The 18,968-nt window shown below is 68.1% G+C and carries 16 protein-coding genes and 1 pseudogene; 12 read left to right on the top strand and 5 right to left on the bottom strand.

Annotated elements, in window-relative coordinates; genetic code table 11:
• Positions 1 to 320: 320 nt before the first annotated feature.
• Positions 321 to 1,337: a helix-turn-helix transcriptional regulator gene (locus AB0B50_RS38865; protein ID WP_362340851.1), complete on the bottom strand. Its 1,017-nt coding sequence runs from the start codon at positions 1,335 to 1,337 to the stop codon at positions 321 to 323.
• A 255-nt stretch (positions 1,338 to 1,592) separates the two neighbouring features.
• Here AB0B50_RS38865 and AB0B50_RS38870 point away from each other — a divergent pair, with 255 nt between their 5' ends.
• On the top strand, positions 1,593 to 2,384 hold the full coding sequence (locus AB0B50_RS38870; RefSeq protein ID WP_362340853.1) for an SDR family oxidoreductase: 792 nt from the start codon (positions 1,593 to 1,595) through the stop codon (positions 2,382 to 2,384).
• 413 nt (positions 2,385 to 2,797) lie between these two features.
• Here AB0B50_RS38870 and AB0B50_RS38875 read toward each other — a convergent pair whose 3' ends face one another.
• Together AB0B50_RS38875 and AB0B50_RS38880 are read right to left on the bottom strand one after the other, a co-directional pair.
• A complete protein-coding gene (locus AB0B50_RS38875; RefSeq protein ID WP_362340855.1) occupies positions 2,798 to 3,379 on the bottom strand; it encodes a snapalysin family zinc-dependent metalloprotease in 582 nt (193 codons plus the stop codon).
• Between the two features lie 945 nt (positions 3,380 to 4,324).
• Complete coding sequence (locus AB0B50_RS38880; protein ID WP_362340930.1) at positions 4,325 to 4,849, bottom strand: hypothetical protein; 525 nt, start codon at positions 4,847 to 4,849, stop codon at positions 4,325 to 4,327.
• Between the two features lie 527 nt (positions 4,850 to 5,376).
• Here AB0B50_RS38880 and AB0B50_RS38885 point away from each other — a divergent pair.
• From AB0B50_RS38885 to AB0B50_RS38910, 6 genes are all read left to right on the top strand, one after another.
• The gene (locus AB0B50_RS38885; protein ID WP_362340933.1) at positions 5,377 to 5,787 is read left to right on the top strand and encodes a transposase; all 411 of its coding nucleotides are present in this window, start codon (positions 5,377 to 5,379) and stop codon (positions 5,785 to 5,787) included.
• 780 nt (positions 5,788 to 6,567) lie between these two features.
• The gene (locus tag AB0B50_RS38890; protein WP_362340858.1) at positions 6,568 to 7,257 is read left to right on the top strand and encodes an HAD-IA family hydrolase; all 690 of its coding nucleotides are present in this window, start codon (positions 6,568 to 6,570) and stop codon (positions 7,255 to 7,257) included.
• A 364-nt stretch (positions 7,258 to 7,621) separates the two neighbouring features.
• The gene (locus AB0B50_RS38895; RefSeq protein WP_362340861.1) at positions 7,622 to 8,062 is read left to right on the top strand and encodes a VOC family protein; all 441 of its coding nucleotides are present in this window, start codon (positions 7,622 to 7,624) and stop codon (positions 8,060 to 8,062) included.
• A gap of 386 nt (positions 8,063 to 8,448) precedes the next feature.
• Positions 8,449 to 8,925, top strand: a complete 477-nt coding sequence (locus AB0B50_RS38900) for a hypothetical protein (protein ID WP_362340863.1) — start codon at positions 8,449 to 8,451, stop codon at positions 8,923 to 8,925.
• 191 nt (positions 8,926 to 9,116) lie between these two features.
• Positions 9,117 to 11,591 carry a tetratricopeptide repeat protein gene (locus AB0B50_RS38905; RefSeq protein WP_362340866.1) on the top strand — a complete coding sequence of 825 codons (2,475 nt, stop codon included), beginning with the start codon at positions 9,117 to 9,119 and terminating at the stop codon, positions 11,589 to 11,591.
• 238 nt (positions 11,592 to 11,829) lie between these two features.
• Complete coding sequence (locus AB0B50_RS38910) at positions 11,830 to 12,429, top strand: DUF6058 family natural product biosynthesis protein (protein ID WP_062751688.1); 600 nt, start codon at positions 11,830 to 11,832, stop codon at positions 12,427 to 12,429.
• Positions 12,430 to 12,471: 42 nt separating this feature from the next.
• Here AB0B50_RS38910 and AB0B50_RS38915 read toward each other — a convergent pair whose 3' ends face one another.
• Entirely contained in the window at positions 12,472 to 13,728 is a 1,257-nt protein-coding gene (locus AB0B50_RS38915; protein WP_362340869.1) for an IS256 family transposase, read from the bottom strand.
• A gap of 302 nt (positions 13,729 to 14,030) precedes the next feature.
• On the opposite strand from AB0B50_RS38915, the gene AB0B50_RS38920 reads away from it, so the two are divergent.
• The 5 genes and pseudogenes from AB0B50_RS38920 (at position 14,031) to AB0B50_RS38940 (ending at position 17,871) form a co-directional block, all read left to right on the top strand.
• A complete protein-coding gene (locus AB0B50_RS38920; protein WP_362340872.1) occupies positions 14,031 to 14,348 on the top strand; it encodes a hypothetical protein in 318 nt (105 codons plus the stop codon).
• Between the two features lie 2 nt (positions 14,349 to 14,350).
• The gene (locus tag AB0B50_RS38925; protein WP_362340875.1) at positions 14,351 to 14,614 is read left to right on the top strand and encodes a hypothetical protein; all 264 of its coding nucleotides are present in this window, start codon (positions 14,351 to 14,353) and stop codon (positions 14,612 to 14,614) included.
• Between the two features lie 68 nt (positions 14,615 to 14,682).
• Positions 14,683 to 16,194: pseudogene (locus tag AB0B50_RS38930) on the top strand (ISKra4 family transposase); the annotation flags it as partial.
• Between the two features lie 220 nt (positions 16,195 to 16,414).
• Positions 16,415 to 17,092 (top strand): S41 family peptidase, encoded by a 678-nt coding sequence (locus AB0B50_RS38935; protein ID WP_362340878.1) that lies wholly within the window; start codon positions 16,415 to 16,417, stop codon positions 17,090 to 17,092.
• A gap of 416 nt (positions 17,093 to 17,508) precedes the next feature.
• Positions 17,509 to 17,871, top strand: a complete 363-nt coding sequence (locus AB0B50_RS38940; protein ID WP_362340881.1) for a hypothetical protein — start codon at positions 17,509 to 17,511, stop codon at positions 17,869 to 17,871.
• Positions 17,872 to 18,467: 596 nt separating this feature from the next.
• Here AB0B50_RS38940 and AB0B50_RS38945 read toward each other — a convergent pair.
• Positions 18,468 to 18,806: a hypothetical protein gene (locus tag AB0B50_RS38945; protein ID WP_362340882.1), complete on the bottom strand. Its 339-nt coding sequence runs from the start codon at positions 18,804 to 18,806 to the stop codon at positions 18,468 to 18,470.
• Positions 18,807 to 18,968: the final 162 nt, after the last annotated feature.

Below are 18,968 nucleotides of genomic sequence, written 5' to 3' on the forward strand. Positions count from 1 at the left end.
CGGTGCCGACGCAGGAGGCGTTGAGTCTGTTGAGGGGTCCGCATCACTTGACCCGAGAATCGAGACAGGGACGTGACTTCTGTGGGTGACTGCGTGACTGCGTGACTGCGTGGCTGGGAGGCGAGAGGTGTGCCAGGTGCGGCGACGACCTGTGGCGCCTGCGACTCACCCACCTGCAGATCCCCAGGTCTGAGCCTCTCGGAGTACGTCGAAACCGGCGCCGGAGTCCCCACCACGTGCGCGGTCGTTGGCCAGCCGTGACCTTGCGATGTCTGAGTTCCGCCACGCCACCTGAGCTGCACAGCGTAGAGAAGGACCGATCAGGCGGAGTCAACTGCCGACAGGACACCGGCACCGCCTGGACCCATGTGTTCGAGGTCGGTGATGTCGCCGGTCGCCGTCGGCGTGTTCAGGGTCAGTGCCTTCCGCGGCGTGTGCGCGGTCGGCTGCTGCGGTGTGCGCAGCTCGGTGGTGTTGGCCGTGCCGCGATGCTGGGGGCCGACTGCGGCGGTGAGGGTGGCGAGGGCCGGGCGGGAAGGGGTGTCCTGTTCGGCCGCGTACGTGACCAGGCATTGGTCGTCCCCACCGGGCAGGCGCAAAGTTTCGCGGTGCAGGGTCAGCTCACCGGCGGTGGGGTGGCGCAACCGCTCGATGCCGTGGGCGCGTTCGCCCACGTGGTGTTCGGCCCACAGGGTGCGGAAGTCCTCGCTGCGTACCGACAGTTCGCCGAGCAGGTCGCACAGCCGGTCGTCGCAGGCGTGCCGGCCCAGGTCCATGCGCAGGGCGGCGACGGTGGCGCGCGCGGACTCCTCCCATGCCTGGCGGTCGGGGTACAGGCCGCGCACGGCCGGGTCGAGGAAGAGCAGCCAGGCCGCGTTGCGCTGTCCGGGCGGCAGCGCGTCGAAGTCGGTGAACAGCGCCCGGGCCGGCTTGTTGGAGGCCAGGATGTCCAGTCGGCGTCCCAGCACGTACGCGGGTACCTCGTCGAGCGCTGTGAGCAGGACGTGCACGCCCGTCCTGACCGGCTGCGGGTCGGGAGGTGTCGAGGCCGGGTGGCGCAGGGCGCGGGTGAGGTGGCCCAGGTGCGCGCGTTCGGCTTCGTCCAGGCGCAGGGCCCTGGCGACGGCGTCCAGGACGTTGTCGGAGACGTTGCGGGTGCGGCCCTGTTCGAGCCGGATGTAGTAGTCGACGCTGACTCCCGCGAGGTCGGCCAGTTCCTCCCGGCGCAGTCCGGGCACGCGTCGGCGGCCGCCGAAGGGGCGTACGCCGAGATCCTCGGGCCGCAGCCGGGCGCGGCGGGAGCGGAGGAAGGCGGTGAGCTCGGTGCGGAAGTCCATGGATCAAGTGTCCGTCACAGGGTGGTTCTGCCAGACCCAGGGTCGGGCCGGGCCCTGGGTGGGCGCGTGGATCTCCCGCAGAGTCGGTACCGAGGACGCCGCGGGACACCGCGGGTCCCCGCACCACAGTGCAGGGGGCCCGCACCGTCCTGCAGGACTCATACGTACGACACCGAACGACACCGAACGACACCGAACGACACTGAAGGACCTCGCACCGAACGCGGTCCGCACACGCACCTGGGGGAGACCACCATGACCATCACCACCGAGCAGACCGTTTCTTCCGCCCGTCGCCTCACGGGCCGGGTGGCCGTCGTGACCGGTGCCTCCAGCGGTATCGGCGAGGCCACCGCGCGCGAACTGGCCGCGCAGGGTGCGCGCGTGGCGCTGCTGGCCCGGCGCGCAGATCGCCTGGAAGAGCACGTGACCCGGATCGAGGCGGCCGGCGGCACCGCCCTGGCCGTGCCGGCCGACGTGAGCGACCCCGCCTCGCTCACCGCGGCCGCCGCCGACATCCGCGCCCGCCTGGGCCGCGTCGATCTCGTCGTCAACAACGCGGGCTTGGCCCTGCCCGACCTCCTGGACGGGTCGGCGGGCACCAACTGGCAGCGGATGATCGACGTGAACGTCACCGGCGCGTTCGCCGTCGTGGAGACGTTCGTCCCGGACCTGCTCGCGGGAGCGGCCGAGCGGGGCCACGCGGACCTGGTCAACATCTCCTCCGCGGCCGCCGAGTCCGTCCTGCCCGGCTTCGCGGGCTACGCCGCCTCCAAGGCCGCCTTCAGCCACCTCTCCCGCAACCTGCGGGCCCGACTCGGCCCCGCCGACGTCCGCGTGACGAACATCGAACCGGGCACCGTGGACACCGAGTTGCGCGACCACATCGACGACCCGGCCATCAGTGCGGCCGTCCAGGAGGCCGTGGGTGCCATCGGGAACATCCCCTCCGGGGGCGACGTGGCCGATCTCATCGCCTTCGCCGTCGGGCGCCCGCGGCACGTCAACCTGTCCCAGATCTCCGTGCTGCCCACCCGGGAGGTGTAGGCGAGGGCCGTGGACGTCATCTCCTGTGGTGGGTCCGCGGCGGCTCAGGAGGGGCGCGGCGATCACGGCGAAGGCGGGCCGCCAGAGGCCGGACGCCCACTCGCAGCGCGGCCGGACGCCCGATCGCAGCGGCGGTGGAGCCGCCGGCCGAAGCCGACACGCCCCAGCCCTGATCGCGGACACGGCACGGGCCAGGAAGCGGCAGACGGGGCGCCATCTGTCCACACCGACTGCTGCCGGGCGAACTCGCTGAAGGCGGATGCCGGTTGCGGCCCGGCTTACGGGCTGTCCGGCGTTCGGACTGTCGGGCGTATGGACTGTTCGGAGTTCGGAGTTCGGGATGCCTGGGCTTCGGGGTGCCCGGCCGTGGGGGTCACGGCCGGGCACCGGTGCGCCAGGGCGTGCGGGGGTGGCTAGGGCGCGTCAACGATCAGGCGGCCGTCGGTGGGGATGCGCGCGGCGGCGCCATTGGCGTAGAAGGCCTCGACGCGGGCCTGTTCGGTGGCGTCGGGTACTGCGTTCTTGCAGCTGGTGCCGGCGGTGGAGCCCGACATCAGCTGGGAGCAGGGGCCGGGTTTGGTGTCGGGCAGGCCGAGGTTGTGGCCGATCTCATGGGCGGCGATACGGGTCTTGTCGTATCCCTGGGCGACTGCCTGGCTGCCGAGTTCGACGCGGCCGCGGCCGCCCGGCCGGACGGGGCCGATGGTGGCCTGTGGCCAGCCGCTGGTGGCCACGATCTGGATCTCGGCGCGGGTGCCGGGCTGGGCCTTGGCCAGTTTGACGTTGTCCACGTTGGTGTTCCAGGAGGCGACTCCGGCCGCGATGGCCGTCTCCCAGCCCCTGGCTTGGCTGTCGTCGTAGCGGAGTGTCACCACGGCGGACGTGCGCGGGGCCGCGGCCGTGTCCGGAGCGGACACGGCGTTCGCCGCTGGTGCCGTGGTCAGGGCGGCCGCTGTGGCCGTGAGGGCTATGACCAGCCGTCTGAAGGGCAGCATCGTTGTCCTTTCGGGTGTGCAGGGGCTCGGCTCCGTGCGGAGCCGAGAGTGGGGGGTGTGGTGCGGCCGGGCCCCGGTCGGCGGGCGGTCGCGTCTCGCCGCGGGCTGGGGAGGTACCGCACGGCCGCGAGAGGTGCGGCGGCAGCATGACGTGTGGGATGACGTGCGGGGGTGCCGGTCGGATGCTGACTCCGCGTCCGGGCGGGGGAGTTGGCAGGAGCCGAGCTGCTGTGGTGACGGCGAGGGGACCGCGCCGGGTACCGGCACGCGACGCCGCCCAGATCTGCCGTGGGCAAGGCGGACACCCGCAAACGTCCGTCGTCCCGGAGGGCAGAGTGCGCCGTCGGGAGGTCAACTCGGTGCAGGAGGCCGGGCATGGGCCGCTCCATTCCGCTCCGTGCCACACCACCGCTCGCACGTGACGGTACATCGTCAAGTGTGAGCGACGCTGGCCCCAGAACGGTCAAATTTCCGCACGGTACTCAGCCGTGCCGGCAGGGTGAACCGGAGCCCGCACACGAGTGCCTTCCGGTGCCCAACACATCGTGTTCCGGCCCGAGTTCAGAACCTGACTTGGAAGCCCTGGACCGTGCTGTCGCTGTCGCAGGGTGCGACGGCGGAGGCGACCGGCGCGGTCCGTGACCACTGTCCTCAAGTGGAGGCCGCTGCCCGCCTGGTCGGCCAGTGCGCCGAGGCGCTCACCATGCTCAACGGAGAGCACCTCACCGGGTGGATCACCGACGCGGCGACCTCCGGCCTTACCGTCGTCGGCACCTTCGCCGCCGACCTGGGAACCGGCTTCGACGCAGTCGAGGCCGGATTGGCCACCAACTGGAATTCCAGACCGGTGGAAGGGGCAGTCGACCGGATCAAGATGCTCAAGAGGCGGATGTTCGGCCGAGCAGGATTCCTGCTCCTCCGGAAACGCGTCTTCTTCGTGTGGCCCTATGCAGCCGGGGCTGCCTGGCCTCGTGCCAGGTGCCGCTTGGCGTATGACCAGGTCACCGCCGTCATCAGGACCGGGATGGCGATCAACGGGGCGAAGGCGAAGCCCCAGACGGTCTGGGCCGTACCACTTGACATGTATGCCTGACTCTCGACGGTGAAGGCGACGACGAGTTGCCACAGTGCCACCAGGACCAAGACGGCCGAGGCGGTCCAAGCCAGCGCGGCGAGAGTTCGGGGGCGCAGCGGCCGCCACCGGTCGCTGACAAGTAGCAGCGGGAACAGGGCGGCCAGCTCGGCGATGACGGAGAGGCCAACGACGTACGCGATACCCCACCCCGGGATGTCGAAGACGTCGCGCAGGACCTGGTCGCTGTAGCCGACGTAGACACCCGATGCCATGGCGATGCGCCACAGACCGGACGGAACGGCGCAGAGGGCGATGGCGTGGGCGGCGCGGCGGGCCCAGACGGGTGCGGAGTCAGAGGTGGGGAGTGGAGCGGTCGCTGTCGTCATGACATACATGCTGGCCGTGGACATGGCAGCCACACATCGTCCACTACGGCGGACCGTCTCCGCTGTGCGGGGGAGGGCGCACCCCGCTGAGGTACGACCTGAGACGGCGGCGGGCATCCGCACTCGTCGGACCAGACCCATCATGAGAGATGGGGCAGGGGAGACCCGATCGCGGACAGGTGGGCATCACCTTGTGTGTGATGGATGCCGTAAGCGTCGCTGACGTACTTCTGCCGGGTGCGGGGGCGGAGGTCGAGAGGGTGCACTGCTACTACCGGCGGTCTCTCGCAGACCGCCCTGTAGCCGGCGAGCGGGTGACACTAGATCTGCGGGCACGTCGTCTGGTGTGCGGCAACGACCGTTGCGACCGCCGGACGTTCGCCGAACAGGTCCGGCCCTTACCGCCGATACGCACGCCGTACGAACGCTCTCACCATGCTGCTGACAGGCATGGCCCTACCTAGGAAGACGTCCAGGAACGCGGCTGTTGGGGGCGCATGGCCATCACCACGAGCAAGGACTCCCTGCTACGTCTCATGCGTGCACTGCCTGACCCGCCGTCACAGCCGGTTCCGACCCTGGGCGTCGAAGAGTTCGCCCTACGCCGCAGACGTACCTACGCGACGATCCTCGTCGGCATGAACACCCACCGCCCCGCGGACGTCCTCGCAGACCGTACCGCGCACACCTTCGCCGGCTGGCTGCGCGATCACCCCGAAGTGCGGACCATCTGCCGAGACCGCGCCGGCTCTTTCCGAGACGGCGCCCACGCAGGCGCCCCGCAGGCCCGCCAGGTGGCCGAGGCCTGGCACCTGCTGCTGGTACCTGCTGCACAACCTGGCCGAAGCCGTCGAACGCATCGTCGGCTGACACCGCGCCGACCTGCGCGAACCTCTCACGGCCCCAACCGACCAAAACGACGCGTTCGCCCCCCCGGCCATCGCTGACGACGCCCGGGACGCACCCGACATCCACGGACGCACACGTCCCCTCGTCGCCCGCGCCGCCGAGGTGGAAGAACTCCTCGCCGCGGCAACCCAGCGCCCCAGCACGATCGACGACTACCGCATCTCCCTGCACCACCGTTGGATGGAAGACAGCACAGAGGCAATTCCCACAGACGCCCCGCTGCCGCATCTGACCGTCCGACGTGTCACCAACTGGATCATGCGACGGCCTGAACGGCTCACCGACACCGAGCGCAAACGCCTCGACGAGCTATGTGAACGCAGCCCGGCATTGACCACAACCACCGGCTACGCACGGCGCCTGACCCGACGCGACCGAGCAGCTGCCCTCGCAGCCCTGACCACCGCCCTCACCTCCCTCCGGAGCGGTCGAGGGCAACGTCACCCGCATCAAGCTGCTCAAGAGACAGATGTACGGTCGCGCCAACCTTGACCTCCTGCGACGCCGAATCCTCCTCTCGTAGTGATCAACCAGACCCCCAAAACGGCGACAGAGCCACAACTTGGACCAGACCCGAGCCGGATTCTGGCGGCGGTGGCGGACCTCCTGGTCCGCCGGCTTCCACGGGTGGTGGTGACGCTGAGGCGGCGAGACGTGATGGCTGTCTCTAGGGCGACGTAGCGCAGGTTTCGCACCAACTGCTGAACTTGAACTCGTGGTGTCGGGGCGGCGAGGCGGGAGGCGTTCGGTGCTGCTTGGGGAGACCGGCCGACTGCTGCGGATCGACAGGGCGGTGTGGTGGCCGTGAGACTAGGCGGATGACGAAACGATCTTCCGCTTCCAGAAGTGTCCGGGCTGTTCTCTTCGACTCCGGTGGTGTGCTGATGCGTCCGATCGGCGGCCGGTGGAACCCGCGTGCGGACTTCGAGGAGACCGTACTCGCGCACGACCTGTCGATCACGAATGACCGGTTCACTGCGGCGATCGCAGCCGGAGACCGTTTCTTCGCCGCCTTGTCCTCGACCCCCGACTACGACGATTACCACCGCGTGGTGTTACGCAACCTCGGGGTGGAGCCCACCCCGCAGCTCCTGGCGGATCTGAGCCGCGAGGTCCCCGCGGACAGAGTGCTGGAGCTGTACCCGGACGTGATGCAGACCTTGGAAGAGCTGAGCCGACGGCAGGTGCGGATGGCTGTGGTCTCCGACGCCTGGCCCGATCTGCCCCGCCTGCACGCGACACTGGGCATCCACCACTTCTTCGAGGCGTACGCGATCTCCGCCGAACTGGGCTGCAACAAGCCGGATCCGCGCATGTATCACCACGCCAGCACCGCCCTTGGCCTGACGCCCGCGCAATGCCTGTTCATCGACGACGATCCCGACCTGGTCCAAGCCGCCATCGACCTCGGTTATGCGGGGCGTGTGATCTGCCGGGACTCACCGCTGCCAGACGTTTCTCCCGTCCCGTCCATCACCGCCATGACGGAACTGCCGGAGTTTTTCTGACCAGGCTTCGCTCAAAGGTCCGGTCCGTGGTGCGTCCGTCGCCCCTCGCCGCTGAGCATGATCGTCAGGCGTGATGCCGTCCTGGAATGATCCTGGTCCGCTACGCCGGGCTGTTCCCGTTGTTGTTGCGGCAGCTGTTCTACGCTGCGGCTGTTTGTCTTCACGGAGCGGTCATGTGGGCCGCACCTGCCCTTGGCGGTGCTGCCCGGCTCGCGGGTCTGTTGCTGCGGTGCTGCGGTGCTGCGGTGCGATCCAGGGTTTCTCGGAGTTCGGCGGTCCGCGAATGTCGAGAACAGTCCACCGGCTCCGTCCCAGCGACGTCAGCAGCCACCACCGGCCGCACGAAGAAGAAGGAGAAACGAACATGGCGATTCAGCGGATGGACAACGTCGGCATCGTCGTCGAGGACATGGACGCCGCCATCGCGTTCTTCGTGGAACTGGGTATGGAGCTGGAGGGCAGGGCGGAGGTCCGGGGCGCCTTCGCCGATCAGTGCACCGGACTGGACGGCGTCCACTGCGACATCGCGATGCTCCGCACCCCGGACGGCCACAGCCGCCTCGAGCTGTCGAAGTACCGCAGCCCCGCAGCGATCAGCGTCGGCCCGCGCAACCGGCCGCACAACATTGTGGGCACGCACCGCGTCATGTTCGCCGTCGACGACATCGAGGACACCGTGGCCCGCCTGCGCCCTCACGGCGCCGAACTCATCGGGGAGATCGCCCGGTTCGAGGACAGTTATCTGCTCGCCTACGTCCGTGGCCCGGAGGGCATCATCGTCGGCCTGGCCGAGCAACTGCGCTGAGAAGGGGGCGGAACCATCCGGACGAATGAGATCAGCAAGGCGCTGAACTCGCCTGATCAGCCAGGAGCTGCCGGCCCGTGACGTGCCCGCCGGCCTGCGTCGCCAAGGACAAAACCAGCACAACGGACCGAGTGCCCTCACCTGGAACGCGTCGCACATCGTCATGTGGACGATGACCGACGCGCCAAATTCCCGTGGCCATCCTGGAGCGTGCGTCGCAACATCACTCTCAGTACCCCATCCCCTCCGTCGGCGTGCTGGGACATCCATTTCCCCATGGGCGAGTCGGCTCTGCGCTCTTGCCCGTACGTATGGGCTGATGCCCAGTGCGCAAGTACGCTCGGCTGTGGATCTGTCGCACCGCGGCGTGCTTGGAGGGGGACAGCATGCTCGATCAGACACTGGTTGCGCTGGCGTCAGCGGCCGGGGCGGCCGTGGCCTCCGCAGCCGGTACGGATGCATGGCAGGGTTTGCGCCAACGCGTGGCTCGGATCCTCGGACGTGGGAATGGGACATCAGATAGGGCCCTCCTGGAACGAATCGACGGGGCCGTAGTCGAGTTGGAGCGTGCTGAGCCCGAGGAGCGCGAACAAGCTCGTGAAAGGGTGGCGGCTACATGGCAGGCTCACTTTCACGAGCTCCTGCAGGACGCCGACGGCGAGGACCGCGCGGAGTTGGTTCGGTGTCTGAACGAACTGGTCAACTCTAGGCAACAGTCGCTCGGCGGGGTGTATGCCGGTGACGGCGGATTCGCCGTCGAGGGGACAGTCAACATCCGTGCCGATCAAAGATCGGCTGCTGCCGGCGTGATGGGTGATGTGACGATCGGAAACCCTCAGCAGCCGGGCCCGGGGCACGACTGACGCCTCCCGGAGCCATCCCGGCGATTCCCGACTTCGCAACAGGCCCGTCGATCCATGCGCATCACCAGAGCATTGCCGCCCACAACATCAACCGATTCGACTACTACGCAGCGCCGTCGGCACGGATAGCGTGGCCGCATCTCGTCGGCGTGGTTCCACGGCAAGCGGAGTGCTTCCAGCACCGTGACGCTGTGGAGGCGCTGGAGCGTGCGGTAGCCGCTGGTGGCACGGCAGTGCTGTGCCACGTCCTTTCCGGGACGGGCGGTGTCGGCAAGACCCAGCTGGCCGCGCACTGCGCTCGCCGTGCTTGGCGGTACGGGGCCGTGGACCTCATGGCCTGGGTCACGGCGTCGAGCCGTGAGTCAATCGTCAGCGCCTACAGCCAACTTGGGGCAGACGTGGCGGCAGCGGACTCACACGATCCCGAGCAGGCAGCCACTCGTTTCCTGGCGTGGGCCGAGACGACCGATCGTCGATGGCTGATCGTGCTCGATGACCTGACCGACCCCGCTGATCTCCGTGGCCTTTGGCCGCCCGCCAATCCCGATGGCCAGGTGCTGATCACCACCCGTCGCCGCGACGCGGCTCTCCGCGGACGAAGCCGAGCTGGCATCGACGTAGGCCCGTTCACCCCTGCCGAGGCAGCCAGTTACTTATGCTCCCAGCTCGCCGCATTGGGCCGCAGTGACGACCCCGTGCAGATCGCCGGTCTCGCCGCGGACTTGGGCCACCTGCCGCTCGCTCTTGCCCAAGGTGCCGCCTACCTTGTCGATCTCGATCTGGACTGCGCGGCGTACCGTGCGCGGCTTGCCGACCGGTCTCGGAGGCTCGCCGATTTGGTCCCGGACGACAGCGGCCTGCCGGACGATCACCGTGAGGCTTTGCAAGCCACGTGGTCGTTGTCCATCGAACACGCGGATCGACTACGTCCTACCGGATTGGCCCGGCCCATGCTGTACCTCGCCGGCATGCTGGATGCCAACGGAATCCCCCTGGCCGTGCTGACCAGCCCTCCGGTTCTGCGCTATCTCGCCGACCACCGACCCGTGGTGGTGCACGGACCATCCGACTCGGTCAGTGTGGAGGACGCGACCGGGGCGCTGCGGTGCCTGGACCGGCTCAGCCTGCTCGATCACATGACGGACGGTCCTCATCAGCGAGTGCGCGTCCACGGCCTCATTCAGCGCACCACCCGGGACACTCTGTCTTCCTCCGTACAGGACACCCTCGTTGTCACCTGCGCGGAAGCACTCATTTCTGTGTGGCCCATGGCGGAGGGCGACCCGGCCCTCGCGCAGACCCTGCGCGCCAATGCCGAAGCGCTGATCTCTCACGCGGGTACTGCGCTGTGGAGGTCCGGCTGCCACCCGGTGCTCCTTCGCACCGGCGAGAGCCTGGGGCTGACAGGTTTGGTGGGTGAGGCGCGGATCTACTTCCAGGATCTGTACAACGCAGCTCGTCGGCACTTGGGGCACGACCACGCGGACACGTTGACCATCCGGCACTACCTGATCGCCTGGCAGGGCGAGACAGGAGATCTGGCCCGCGCGAAGACAGGCTTTGTCGAGCTGGTGGCTGATCGGATACGCGTGCTGGGTCCGGAGCACCCGGACACTCTGGCCACCCTCGGCGACAAGGCCGCCTTGCAGGGCCAGGCGGGTGACCCCACCGGAGCCTGCGAGGCATCGCTGCGGGTCCTTGGCCCTGGCCACCCCCAGACTCTCACCGCCCGGCTGAACGTGGCCCATTGGACCGGAGCGGCCGGCAATCCTGCCGAAGCCGTGGCAGCGTGCGAGCAGTTGCTCGCCGACACGTCAGGGCTGCTGGGATCCGATCACCTCAAGACCCCGGCCGTCCGCCTTCACCTGGCCATCTGGAGAGGCGAAGCGGGAGATCCGGTCGGCGCTGCCTCAGACTTCGAGCACCTCCTGGCCGATCAGCTGGGAGTGCTGGGAGCCGATCACCCCCACACCCTGAGGACCCGCCACGACCTGGCTCGATGGCGTGGGAAAGCAGGGGACGCCCGGACGGCCGTGTCCGACTTCGAGGAGCTTCTGGTCGATCAACTAAGGGTGTTGGGCCCGGACCACCCAGACACACTGACGACCCGCCATGACCTGGCCTCCTGGCGCGGAGAAAGCGGCGATGCGCACGCCGCGGTCAGCGAACTGGAGCAGTTGTTGCCTGTTCGCCTCGGTGTGCTGGGCCCGGACCACCCAGACACATTGACCACCCGCGCGAATCTCGCCTACTGGCGGGGAAGGAGCGGGGATCCGGAAGGTGCTGTCGTCGCTACGTCAGAACTGCTGGCCGCCCGACTCCGCGTTCTCGGCCCGGACCACCCCGACACACTGACCACTCGCCACAACCTCGCACAGTGGAGAGCCGAGACGGGGGATGCAGCAGGTGCTGTCGTTGCTGAGACAGCTCTGTTGGCTGATCGGTTGCGCGTGCTGGGGCCCGAGCATCCCCACACTTTCTCCGCACGCCATCACCTCGCCCATTGGACCGGCCGGGGCGGCGATCCTGCCGGCGCAGCGGCAGCTCTGGCCCAGTTGCTCGCGGACCAGTTGCGTGTGCTCGGTCCACAGCACCCCGACACCCGGGCCACGGAGGACAGTCTTGCCTTGTGGAGCGCGGAAGTGGACCATCCGCGTCCAACGTAGCCAAGTCCCGTCCGGACTCAACCGGCACCTCGGTATTCCGGAAGCCGGCGCTGCCGGACGAGAGCCACAAGGGCGAGTAATTGTCAAGAGCTGTGGATCGGTGGGCGGAGCGAGGGCGAGGTGCCCTCGTGCTGTCGTGGTTCCATCGATGGTTCGGTGAGTGCCGAACCGTCCGGCCGGTAGCGTGCCGAGTCCTGTGCGGGAGATGCCCGCGCTGGTAAACGCCGGAGGCGACCCGATGTCGGAGACAGATCTGAAGCAGCAGCTCGCCGAGCGATTCCGCGAAGTCAACGGCGACCATCCGATGACCGATACCGATGACGCATACGTCAGCGCGCAGTTCGTTGCCCTGGAGGAACTGTGCGCAATTCATGGCCGCGATGCCGATGCGGTCCGCCGGCTGATGCTGGGGCAGCATCTGCCGCTTCCGGGATATCTGCGCTCCGACGGTGCCGAGATGGTGCCAGCCGACCTGTTCGCTCTCGCCGACGAAGCTGGCGGCGTAGAGCTGCTCGAAGCGTGGTTCACCGCTCACTGGGCCGACCCGATCACCGGGAAGGCGGAGTGGAATGCGTATCTCAGCGGACAGTACGTGTGCCTGCACTCGGTGACCCCGGCCGCCATTCAGCGCAAAGATTACCTGACGACCGCGATCAGCGCCGCAGCGAACGAGCCGGATGCCGGTTCAGCACGGTGGTCTGAGCGGCTGCACGCACTGGTCGACGAACTCGACACGCTGGAACCGGCGTTCACGGCCTACGACCGTCTTCGGTTCGGCGGACCCACGTCCCGGGACACCTGCATCGACGCCCCGCGCGCCCGCTTCCCGCGTCCGTGACCCGGATCCATGGGTGGCGTTCTGCGGATCGGTTGCGATCGCTCATGCCGCGCGGGCTTCGGGACGTTCGACGAGGTGGCCGCGTTCGAAGCGGGCTCCGGCGCGGACGCGGGCGACGAGGTGGGGCGCGTTCACGGCCCGCCACCGGGCCTGGGTGGACTCAACAAGCTTGAAGACCATCGTCAGGGCTGCAGTGCGGGAGCCGGCGCCACGGGTGACCTTGGTCCGCAGCCGGACGGTGGCGAACGTGGACTCGATCGGGTTGGTCGTCCGCAGATGGATCCAGTGTTGGGCGGGGAAGTCATAGAAGGCCAGTAGCTCAGCCTCGTCGTCGGTGATCTTCTTGACGGCCTTGGGGAACTTCGCGCCGTAGAGCTGGGTGAACGTCTTGACCGCCGCCTTGGCGTGGTCGCGGTCTTCGGCGTTGTAGATGTCCTGGATGGCCTTCTTCGCGCCGGGCTGCGCGGACTTCGGCAGGGAGTCGAGGACGTTTGCGGTTTTGTGAACCCAGCACCTCTGCTCGCGGGTTTCGGGAAACACCTCGGCCAGGGCCTTCCAGAAGCCTAGGGCACCGTCGCCGACCGCGAGGACCGGGGCGCGCATGCCCCGGCGGGCGCAGTCGCGCATCAGGTCCGCCCAGGACTCGCCGGATTCGCGGTAGCCGTCCTTGAGGGCGACCAGTTCCTTGGAGCCGTCGGCGCGCACCCCGATGAGCACCAGGACGCAGGCTTTGGCCTCCTCCAGGCGGATGTTGAGGTGGATGCCGTCGGCCCACACGTACACGTAGTCGACCTCGGCGAGGTCGCGGTCCATGAAGGCGGCGTGGTCGGCCTGCCACTGCTGGGTCAGCCGGGTGACCGTCGCCGGGGAGAGACCGGCGGAGGAGCCGAGGAACTGCTCAAGTGCGGGCACGAAGTCGCCGGAGGACAGGCCGTACAGGTAGAGCAGGGGCAGCACCTCGATGATCTTCGGGGACTTGCGGCACCACGGCGGCAGGATCGCGGAGGAGAACCGCTTGCGCTCGCCGGTGGCCTGGTTAACGCGCTTGTCGTTCACCCGCGGCGCCTTCACCTCGACCGCTCCGGCCGCGGTGGTGACCTGCCGGGGCTGGTGGTAGCCGTTGCGGACCACCTGGCGGCGCCCCTTGTCGTCGCGCCCATCGGCCAACTCGGCGATATAAGCGTTGACTTCGGCCTCCAGCACGGCGGCCAGCATCCGCCGTGCGCCTTCCCGGACAATCTCATCAAGCAGCGAACCGCTGCTTGGCGTGGTGCTGTCCTCGTTGACTACCGTAAGCATGGGCGTGCCTTCCCGACCGACGCGGCGACGTCGGCCTTGCCCGATGACCTATCGATCGATCCATCGGGAAGGTACGCCTCCTTCCGTCAGGGCTGATCCACAGGTATTGAGCATTGCTCCACAAGGGCGGCCTCCACGACATCGTCGCGCACCCCTGGATCCCCGACATCCTGCGCAAGCAGAACTCCCGCGGCGCGGACCAGATGGGGGAGGGCCATCCCAGGTGGGTGCGGTTCCTTTCAAGGGATGGCTGAGCTGGGGTAATGCCGGTCGGGGGGTGTACGGAGTGGCCCGTCTCTACCTTGGTGGTGGAGAAGGGGTGCCCGATGGGTTCATTATTCGAGGAGTTGGAGGCCCGGGAGGCTGCCGCCCACGACCGGGTGAAGGAGCTTGAGATCGAGCTGGCCGAGCTGGCCGAGCTGGCCGACAGGCTGGACAACGCCAGGCAGCTTCTGGAGCGGTTGCGGATTGCCCGGGAGACCGTGGCCGAGGTGATGGCCGAGATGTCGGAGGACCCAGCCAAGACGGCGGATGCCGATGATGTTTTGGGGACGCCGCGGTGGGTGAGGAGACGGTGTCTCCGTACTCGGGTGTGGAGCGTCGGGTGGTGGGGGTGTTGACCGTGCCCAACTGGCAGCCGGGCATGGGAGTGGAGAAGCTGCCGCGGGCGTATCGCGACATCATCGAGGTGGTCCAGGATGCTCATGGGCCAGTGCGAGCCAAGCAGGTCGTGCCGAGGATCGGGCTCCCTGCCGAGGTCGGGAAGATCGAGACCGTGCGCGCGAAGCTCAAGCGGCTGGTGGCCAGGGGCTGGCTGGAGGAGGACGATCCGGGGCTGTTCACTGTGGCCCACCACCGGGCAGACGGATCCTTCAACTCCTCGTAGGAGAGGGGCTCTTCTCACTACATTCGAAGGTGCGACCCAATCGATGCAGCCCGAGAAGAGCCCCGGAGATGACACCGTATGACGCGCACGTGAGTGCTGACCCGTTTGCCCGCTCGATCAACGCCTTCGAGTCGCTGACACGCACCTTGTCAGGCCAGATGGCGGCCGTGTGGACCCACGCTGAGCTTGAGGAGCATCTGGACGAGGCGGGACGGATGCTGCTGCGGCAGCTTCCGCAGGACCACTTGGACCTGCGGGCCCGCCGGGAGGAAGAGGCCGTACGGGCCGGCACACATCCGCCGGTCATCGGCCCGGAAGGGCGTCCGCGCCCGTGGCGCGAGACGGGCCATACTCGCTGGCTGGCCTGTTTGTTCGGCCTGGTGCGGGTGGAACGTGTGGCCCATCGCGGTCCTGGCCTGTCCAACGTCCACCCGGCCGATGCGGCGTTGTCGCTGCCCGCGGGTCGGCACTCGATGGGGCTGCGACGGCTCGCAGTCCAGGAGGCGGTACGAGGCTCGTTCGACCAGGTCCAGGAGTCGATCGCGCAACGCTGCGGCAGGGTGCTGGGCAAACGGTGTCTCGAACGGCTCGAGGCCGCAGCCGCGCAGGACATCGACGACTTCTACCGACAGCACGTACCGCTGCCTTCCAGCCGGGACGTCCTGCTGGTTCTTCAGGTCGACGGCAAGGGCGTGGTCATGCGGCCCGAGGCCCTGCGGCCCGCCGCCCAGAAGGCACGACTCGCCTCCGCCCAGGGGCACCGCAGCAGACTGTCACCGGGCGAGAAGCCCAACCGCAAGCGGATGGCCACCGTGGCCTGCGTCTTCGACGCCATTGCGTCGCCCAGACGGCCGCACGATGTGATCCACCCGTCCGGCGGCCGCAGCATGCTGCGTGCACCGCGTCCGGGTCCAACCGCCGAGCGAAAGTGGCGCACTGCCTCCCTCGTTCGCCCTCCCGCAAAGGTCATAGCCGATGTCTTCGAACAGGCCGAAGCCCGCGATCCTGCCCATCATCGTTCCTGGATCGTCCTGGTCGACGGTGCCCGTCATCAACTCGACCTGGTCCAACAGGAAGCCGCCCGCCGCGGTCACGCGATCAACGTGATCCTCGACTTCGTGCACGTCACCGAGTACGTCTGGACCGCCGCGCACGCCTTCCACAAACCCGGCACCACCGAGGCCGACGCCTGGGTCGCACACCATCTGACCACGATCCTCGCCGGCCAAGCCGACCGCGCCGCCAAGGAGATGACCCTCCAGGCTGACCGGGCCGGCCTGACGACTGGCCGACGGGAAGCGGTTGACGCCTGCAGCCGCTACCTGAACGGCCACCCCGACCAACTCCGCTACGACATCGCCCTGACCGCAGGCTGGCCGATCGCCACCGGAGCCGTCGAGGGCGCCTGCCGCCACCTCATCGGCGACCGCCTCGACATCACCGGCGCCCGCTGGGGCTTGCCCGGTGCCGAATCCGTCCTCAAGCTCCGCGCATTGATCGGAAACGGTGACCTCGACGCCTACTGGCGCTATCACCTCGCCCGCGCACACCAACGCCTCCACCCAGCCCCCGACCAGGAAAGAGAAGATGCGAGAGACCGCGCAAGACTACTTATCCGGGGTTCTCAACCTGATCCAGGAGAACGCCCTCAACCGTCGGAAAGTGGACTGGGAACAGTTTCAGCGGGAAGCGTACGAGGCCACCGCGGACGCGACATCCCCATCAGATACCTACGGCCAGATCCGCAAGGCGATCACCGCTCTGGACGACCCCCACACGTTCTTCCTCACACCGGATGATGTGGCCACAGCGTTCAGCGAGGAAGCAATGACTGCGGCCCCCATGCCGAGCGGGCGGCTGGTCGACGGGCACCACCCGCTGGTCGTCGTCCCCGAAGCGACGGGAACCGATGAGGCCGACCGGCGCTACGTGGACACGGGAGCCGCGCGCGTACGAGAGCTGGACGCACGCCGGCCAGATGGCTGGGTCATCGACCTTCGCGGCAACACCGGCGGCAACATGTACCCCATGATGACCGTGCTCGCACCATTGCTCGGGGACGGGCCGCTTGGCTCCTTCGTGGATGGGGACGGGAAGACAACGGGTCGATGGTATCTGCGCGACGGCATCGTCTACCACGACGAGGAAGCGATGTCGCCGGTGCCCAATCCGTACCAGCTCGCAGTCCCGCAAGCACGCGTGGCAGTGCTCATCGACGGCAAAACGATGAGCGCCGCCGAGGCCACACTCATCGCTTTCCTGGGAAAGGACAACGTACGAACCTTCGGAGAGCCGACCGCCGGGCTAGCGACCGGCAACGCCGCAATCGAGCTGAGTGACGGTGTGATGCTCGTGCTCACCGCGGTCCGAGAGGCCGACCGGCTGGGGCGTGTGTACGGCGACGCTCCTATCCGGCCGGACGAGATCGTGCCCGCACGGGATGCGCTCACCCCAGCCGCGACATGGCTCCAGACTTGAACGACGCAGCCCCTCCACCCCGGTGGGCACCAGCTCCCTATTACTCCAGCTCCTCGATCAACGAACACGTCGTCGGCCCTACACCGTCCCGACTCAACAAGTCCCTTCAGAAGAGCCGCACCCATCCCAGGTTGCGTGGCCGTCCTCTTCCACCCGCAGCTGCCCCCTCGGCTCAGGACTGGTCTCAGGTGCGCCAGCCGAGCAGGTGGCGGCCGCCTCACACTCAGCTGTGGCGCCCCGTGCCCACAGGTCGGCACGGGGCACGTCGGCCTCGGTGATCAACAACGTGGCAGACTCTGCTCGCTATCCGCAGACAACAGGGGTCGGTGTCTGTCAGCTCCCGGTCGTCCTTCGGTAGCTGGACCGGTCCCTCGCCAGGCCTTGGGGTCCGGCCACAAGAGCAGAAAGAGAAGACGATGCGTTTTGCCCGCATTCTTTCCATAGCCGCAACGGCGGCAGCCACGACCATGGCCGTCGTGGGCAGCGCCGGGACAGCCAGCGCGGGAACCAACGGCCAGCAGGTGAAGGTCTCCACGTACTACTCGGACCAGATCTCCGTCTGCGGCACCAACCACAAGGGCCACTTCGACTGCACGCCCAGGTTCAAGGTGCCCGGCAAGGAGTACCGAGGGGTTGCCGGTTATTGGTTCAAGGGAGTCGTCGACATACACGGGTACAACTCCAACACCGGCAAGCACCGACTTGCCCACTGCACTGTCCCCGAGCGCCAAGCATCCAACTGGAAGTACTGCGACATGCGCTCGAACAAGAAGCTGTAGCAGCTGAACGAGCCGTTGGGGAGCTGCGTTTGGGTCCGGGACACCTCGCCGGCCGTGCGGCCGCCCTTGTCGCGCCCCTCGGTGCGTGTGCTGCGCGGTGCCGCTGGCAGTGAGGAGCCGTCATCCTCCATGACGGGCCGGGGATGTCGAACCCGGCAGCTTCAAAAAGAAACGGTCGGCCAGCTTCTCGCAGCGGAATGAATCCTCGTGGCTGAAACGCTCCGTGCTGTTCTGCCCCCGGCCCCCGGCCCCCGGTTCGTGTGGAGGCGTGCGCCGGTCGACGACGGCACACACCGATGTCACGCCACGCAGGGGCGGACGATGCCGGTGCCGTGGGGATTGTTTCGTGCACGCGGTGGCTGCGTCCGGTTCCGTTTCCGAGGCCTGCCGGATGCTCACGTGACGCTGACCTGGCGGGTGGCACGCCGGTCTCGCTGCCGAGGAAAGGCGTAGCGGGCCCGCAGCAGTCTGGCTGCGGGCCCGCGTTGGTGTCGGCGGCAGGGCGTTCTGCCCTGGGGCCCGGACGCGCTCACCGACAGCGTCCGGGACGGGCCAGGGCGAGAACCTCTACCTCGCCGGCATCGCCGGTGGGCTTCTTAGTACCAGCGGTACAGGAACCACTTCATCCTGCCGTCGTTGCCACGCTGGTATTGGCACTTGTAGGTGCCACCGAGAGCGTCGCCCTCTGTGAGGCATGCCGCCTTGGTCCAGTAGGCACGGTAGAAGTGCCAGCCTGCCATGATCTCGACGTTCTCGCCGGACGAGACCTTTGCTGCCGACGCCGACGCCGACGCCGACGCCGACGCCGACGCCGACGCCGGCTCGGCCGCCTGGGCCGTCGAAACCGTTCCCCCCAGGGCGAGCGCGCCCCCTAGAGCCGCGCCTACCAGCGCACGTCGCACGCGCATGATGCTCCTCCTCTTGATCTTCGTCACGTTCCGGTACAGCGCCGGACCGCCTGTAGGCGCGGTACCGATCGGGACCGCACCACCCCCGTCGGCGGTGGCGTGTTCGGGCTTGCTCCAGGGATTTCAGTGGCTGTGGCGTTGTCCCGCAGCCCTGTTTCGTGCCGCGGGACAAAAGCTGCAGTGGCCCTG

The sequence above is a fragment of the Streptomyces sp. NPDC041068 genome, assembly GCF_040647455.1.
Classification (GTDB): Bacteria; Actinomycetota; Actinomycetes; order Streptomycetales; family Streptomycetaceae; genus Streptomyces.

What these genes read in the sequence shown, in the direction of transcription:
- AB0B50_RS38865 (WP_362340851.1), bottom strand. Translation starts at nt 1,337, where the DNA reads ATGGACTTCCGCACCGAGCTCACCGCCTTCCTCCGCTCCCGCCGCGCC.
- AB0B50_RS38870 (WP_362340853.1), top strand. Translation starts at nt 1,593, where the DNA reads ATGACCATCACCACCGAGCAGACCGTTTCTTCCGCCCGTCGCCTCACG.
- AB0B50_RS38875 (WP_362340855.1), bottom strand. Translation starts at nt 3,379, where the DNA reads ATGCTGCCCTTCAGACGGCTGGTCATAGCCCTCACGGCCACAGCGGCC.
- AB0B50_RS38880 (WP_362340930.1), bottom strand. Translation starts at nt 4,849, where the DNA reads ATGTATGTCATGACGACAGCGACCGCTCCACTCCCCACCTCTGACTCC.
- AB0B50_RS38885 (WP_362340933.1), top strand. Translation starts at nt 5,377, where the DNA reads ATGCGTGCACTGCCTGACCCGCCGTCACAGCCGGTTCCGACCCTGGGC.
- AB0B50_RS38890 (WP_362340858.1), top strand. Translation starts at nt 6,568, where the DNA reads ATGACGAAACGATCTTCCGCTTCCAGAAGTGTCCGGGCTGTTCTCTTC.
- AB0B50_RS38895 (WP_362340861.1), top strand. Translation starts at nt 7,622, where the DNA reads ATGGCGATTCAGCGGATGGACAACGTCGGCATCGTCGTCGAGGACATG.
- AB0B50_RS38900 (WP_362340863.1), top strand. Translation starts at nt 8,449, where the DNA reads ATGCTCGATCAGACACTGGTTGCGCTGGCGTCAGCGGCCGGGGCGGCC.
- AB0B50_RS38910 (WP_062751688.1), top strand. Translation starts at nt 11,830, where the DNA reads ATGTCGGAGACAGATCTGAAGCAGCAGCTCGCCGAGCGATTCCGCGAA.
- AB0B50_RS38915 (WP_362340869.1), bottom strand. Translation starts at nt 13,728, where the DNA reads ATGCTTACGGTAGTCAACGAGGACAGCACCACGCCAAGCAGCGGTTCG.
- AB0B50_RS38940 (WP_362340881.1), top strand. Translation starts at nt 17,509, where the DNA reads ATGCGTTTTGCCCGCATTCTTTCCATAGCCGCAACGGCGGCAGCCACG.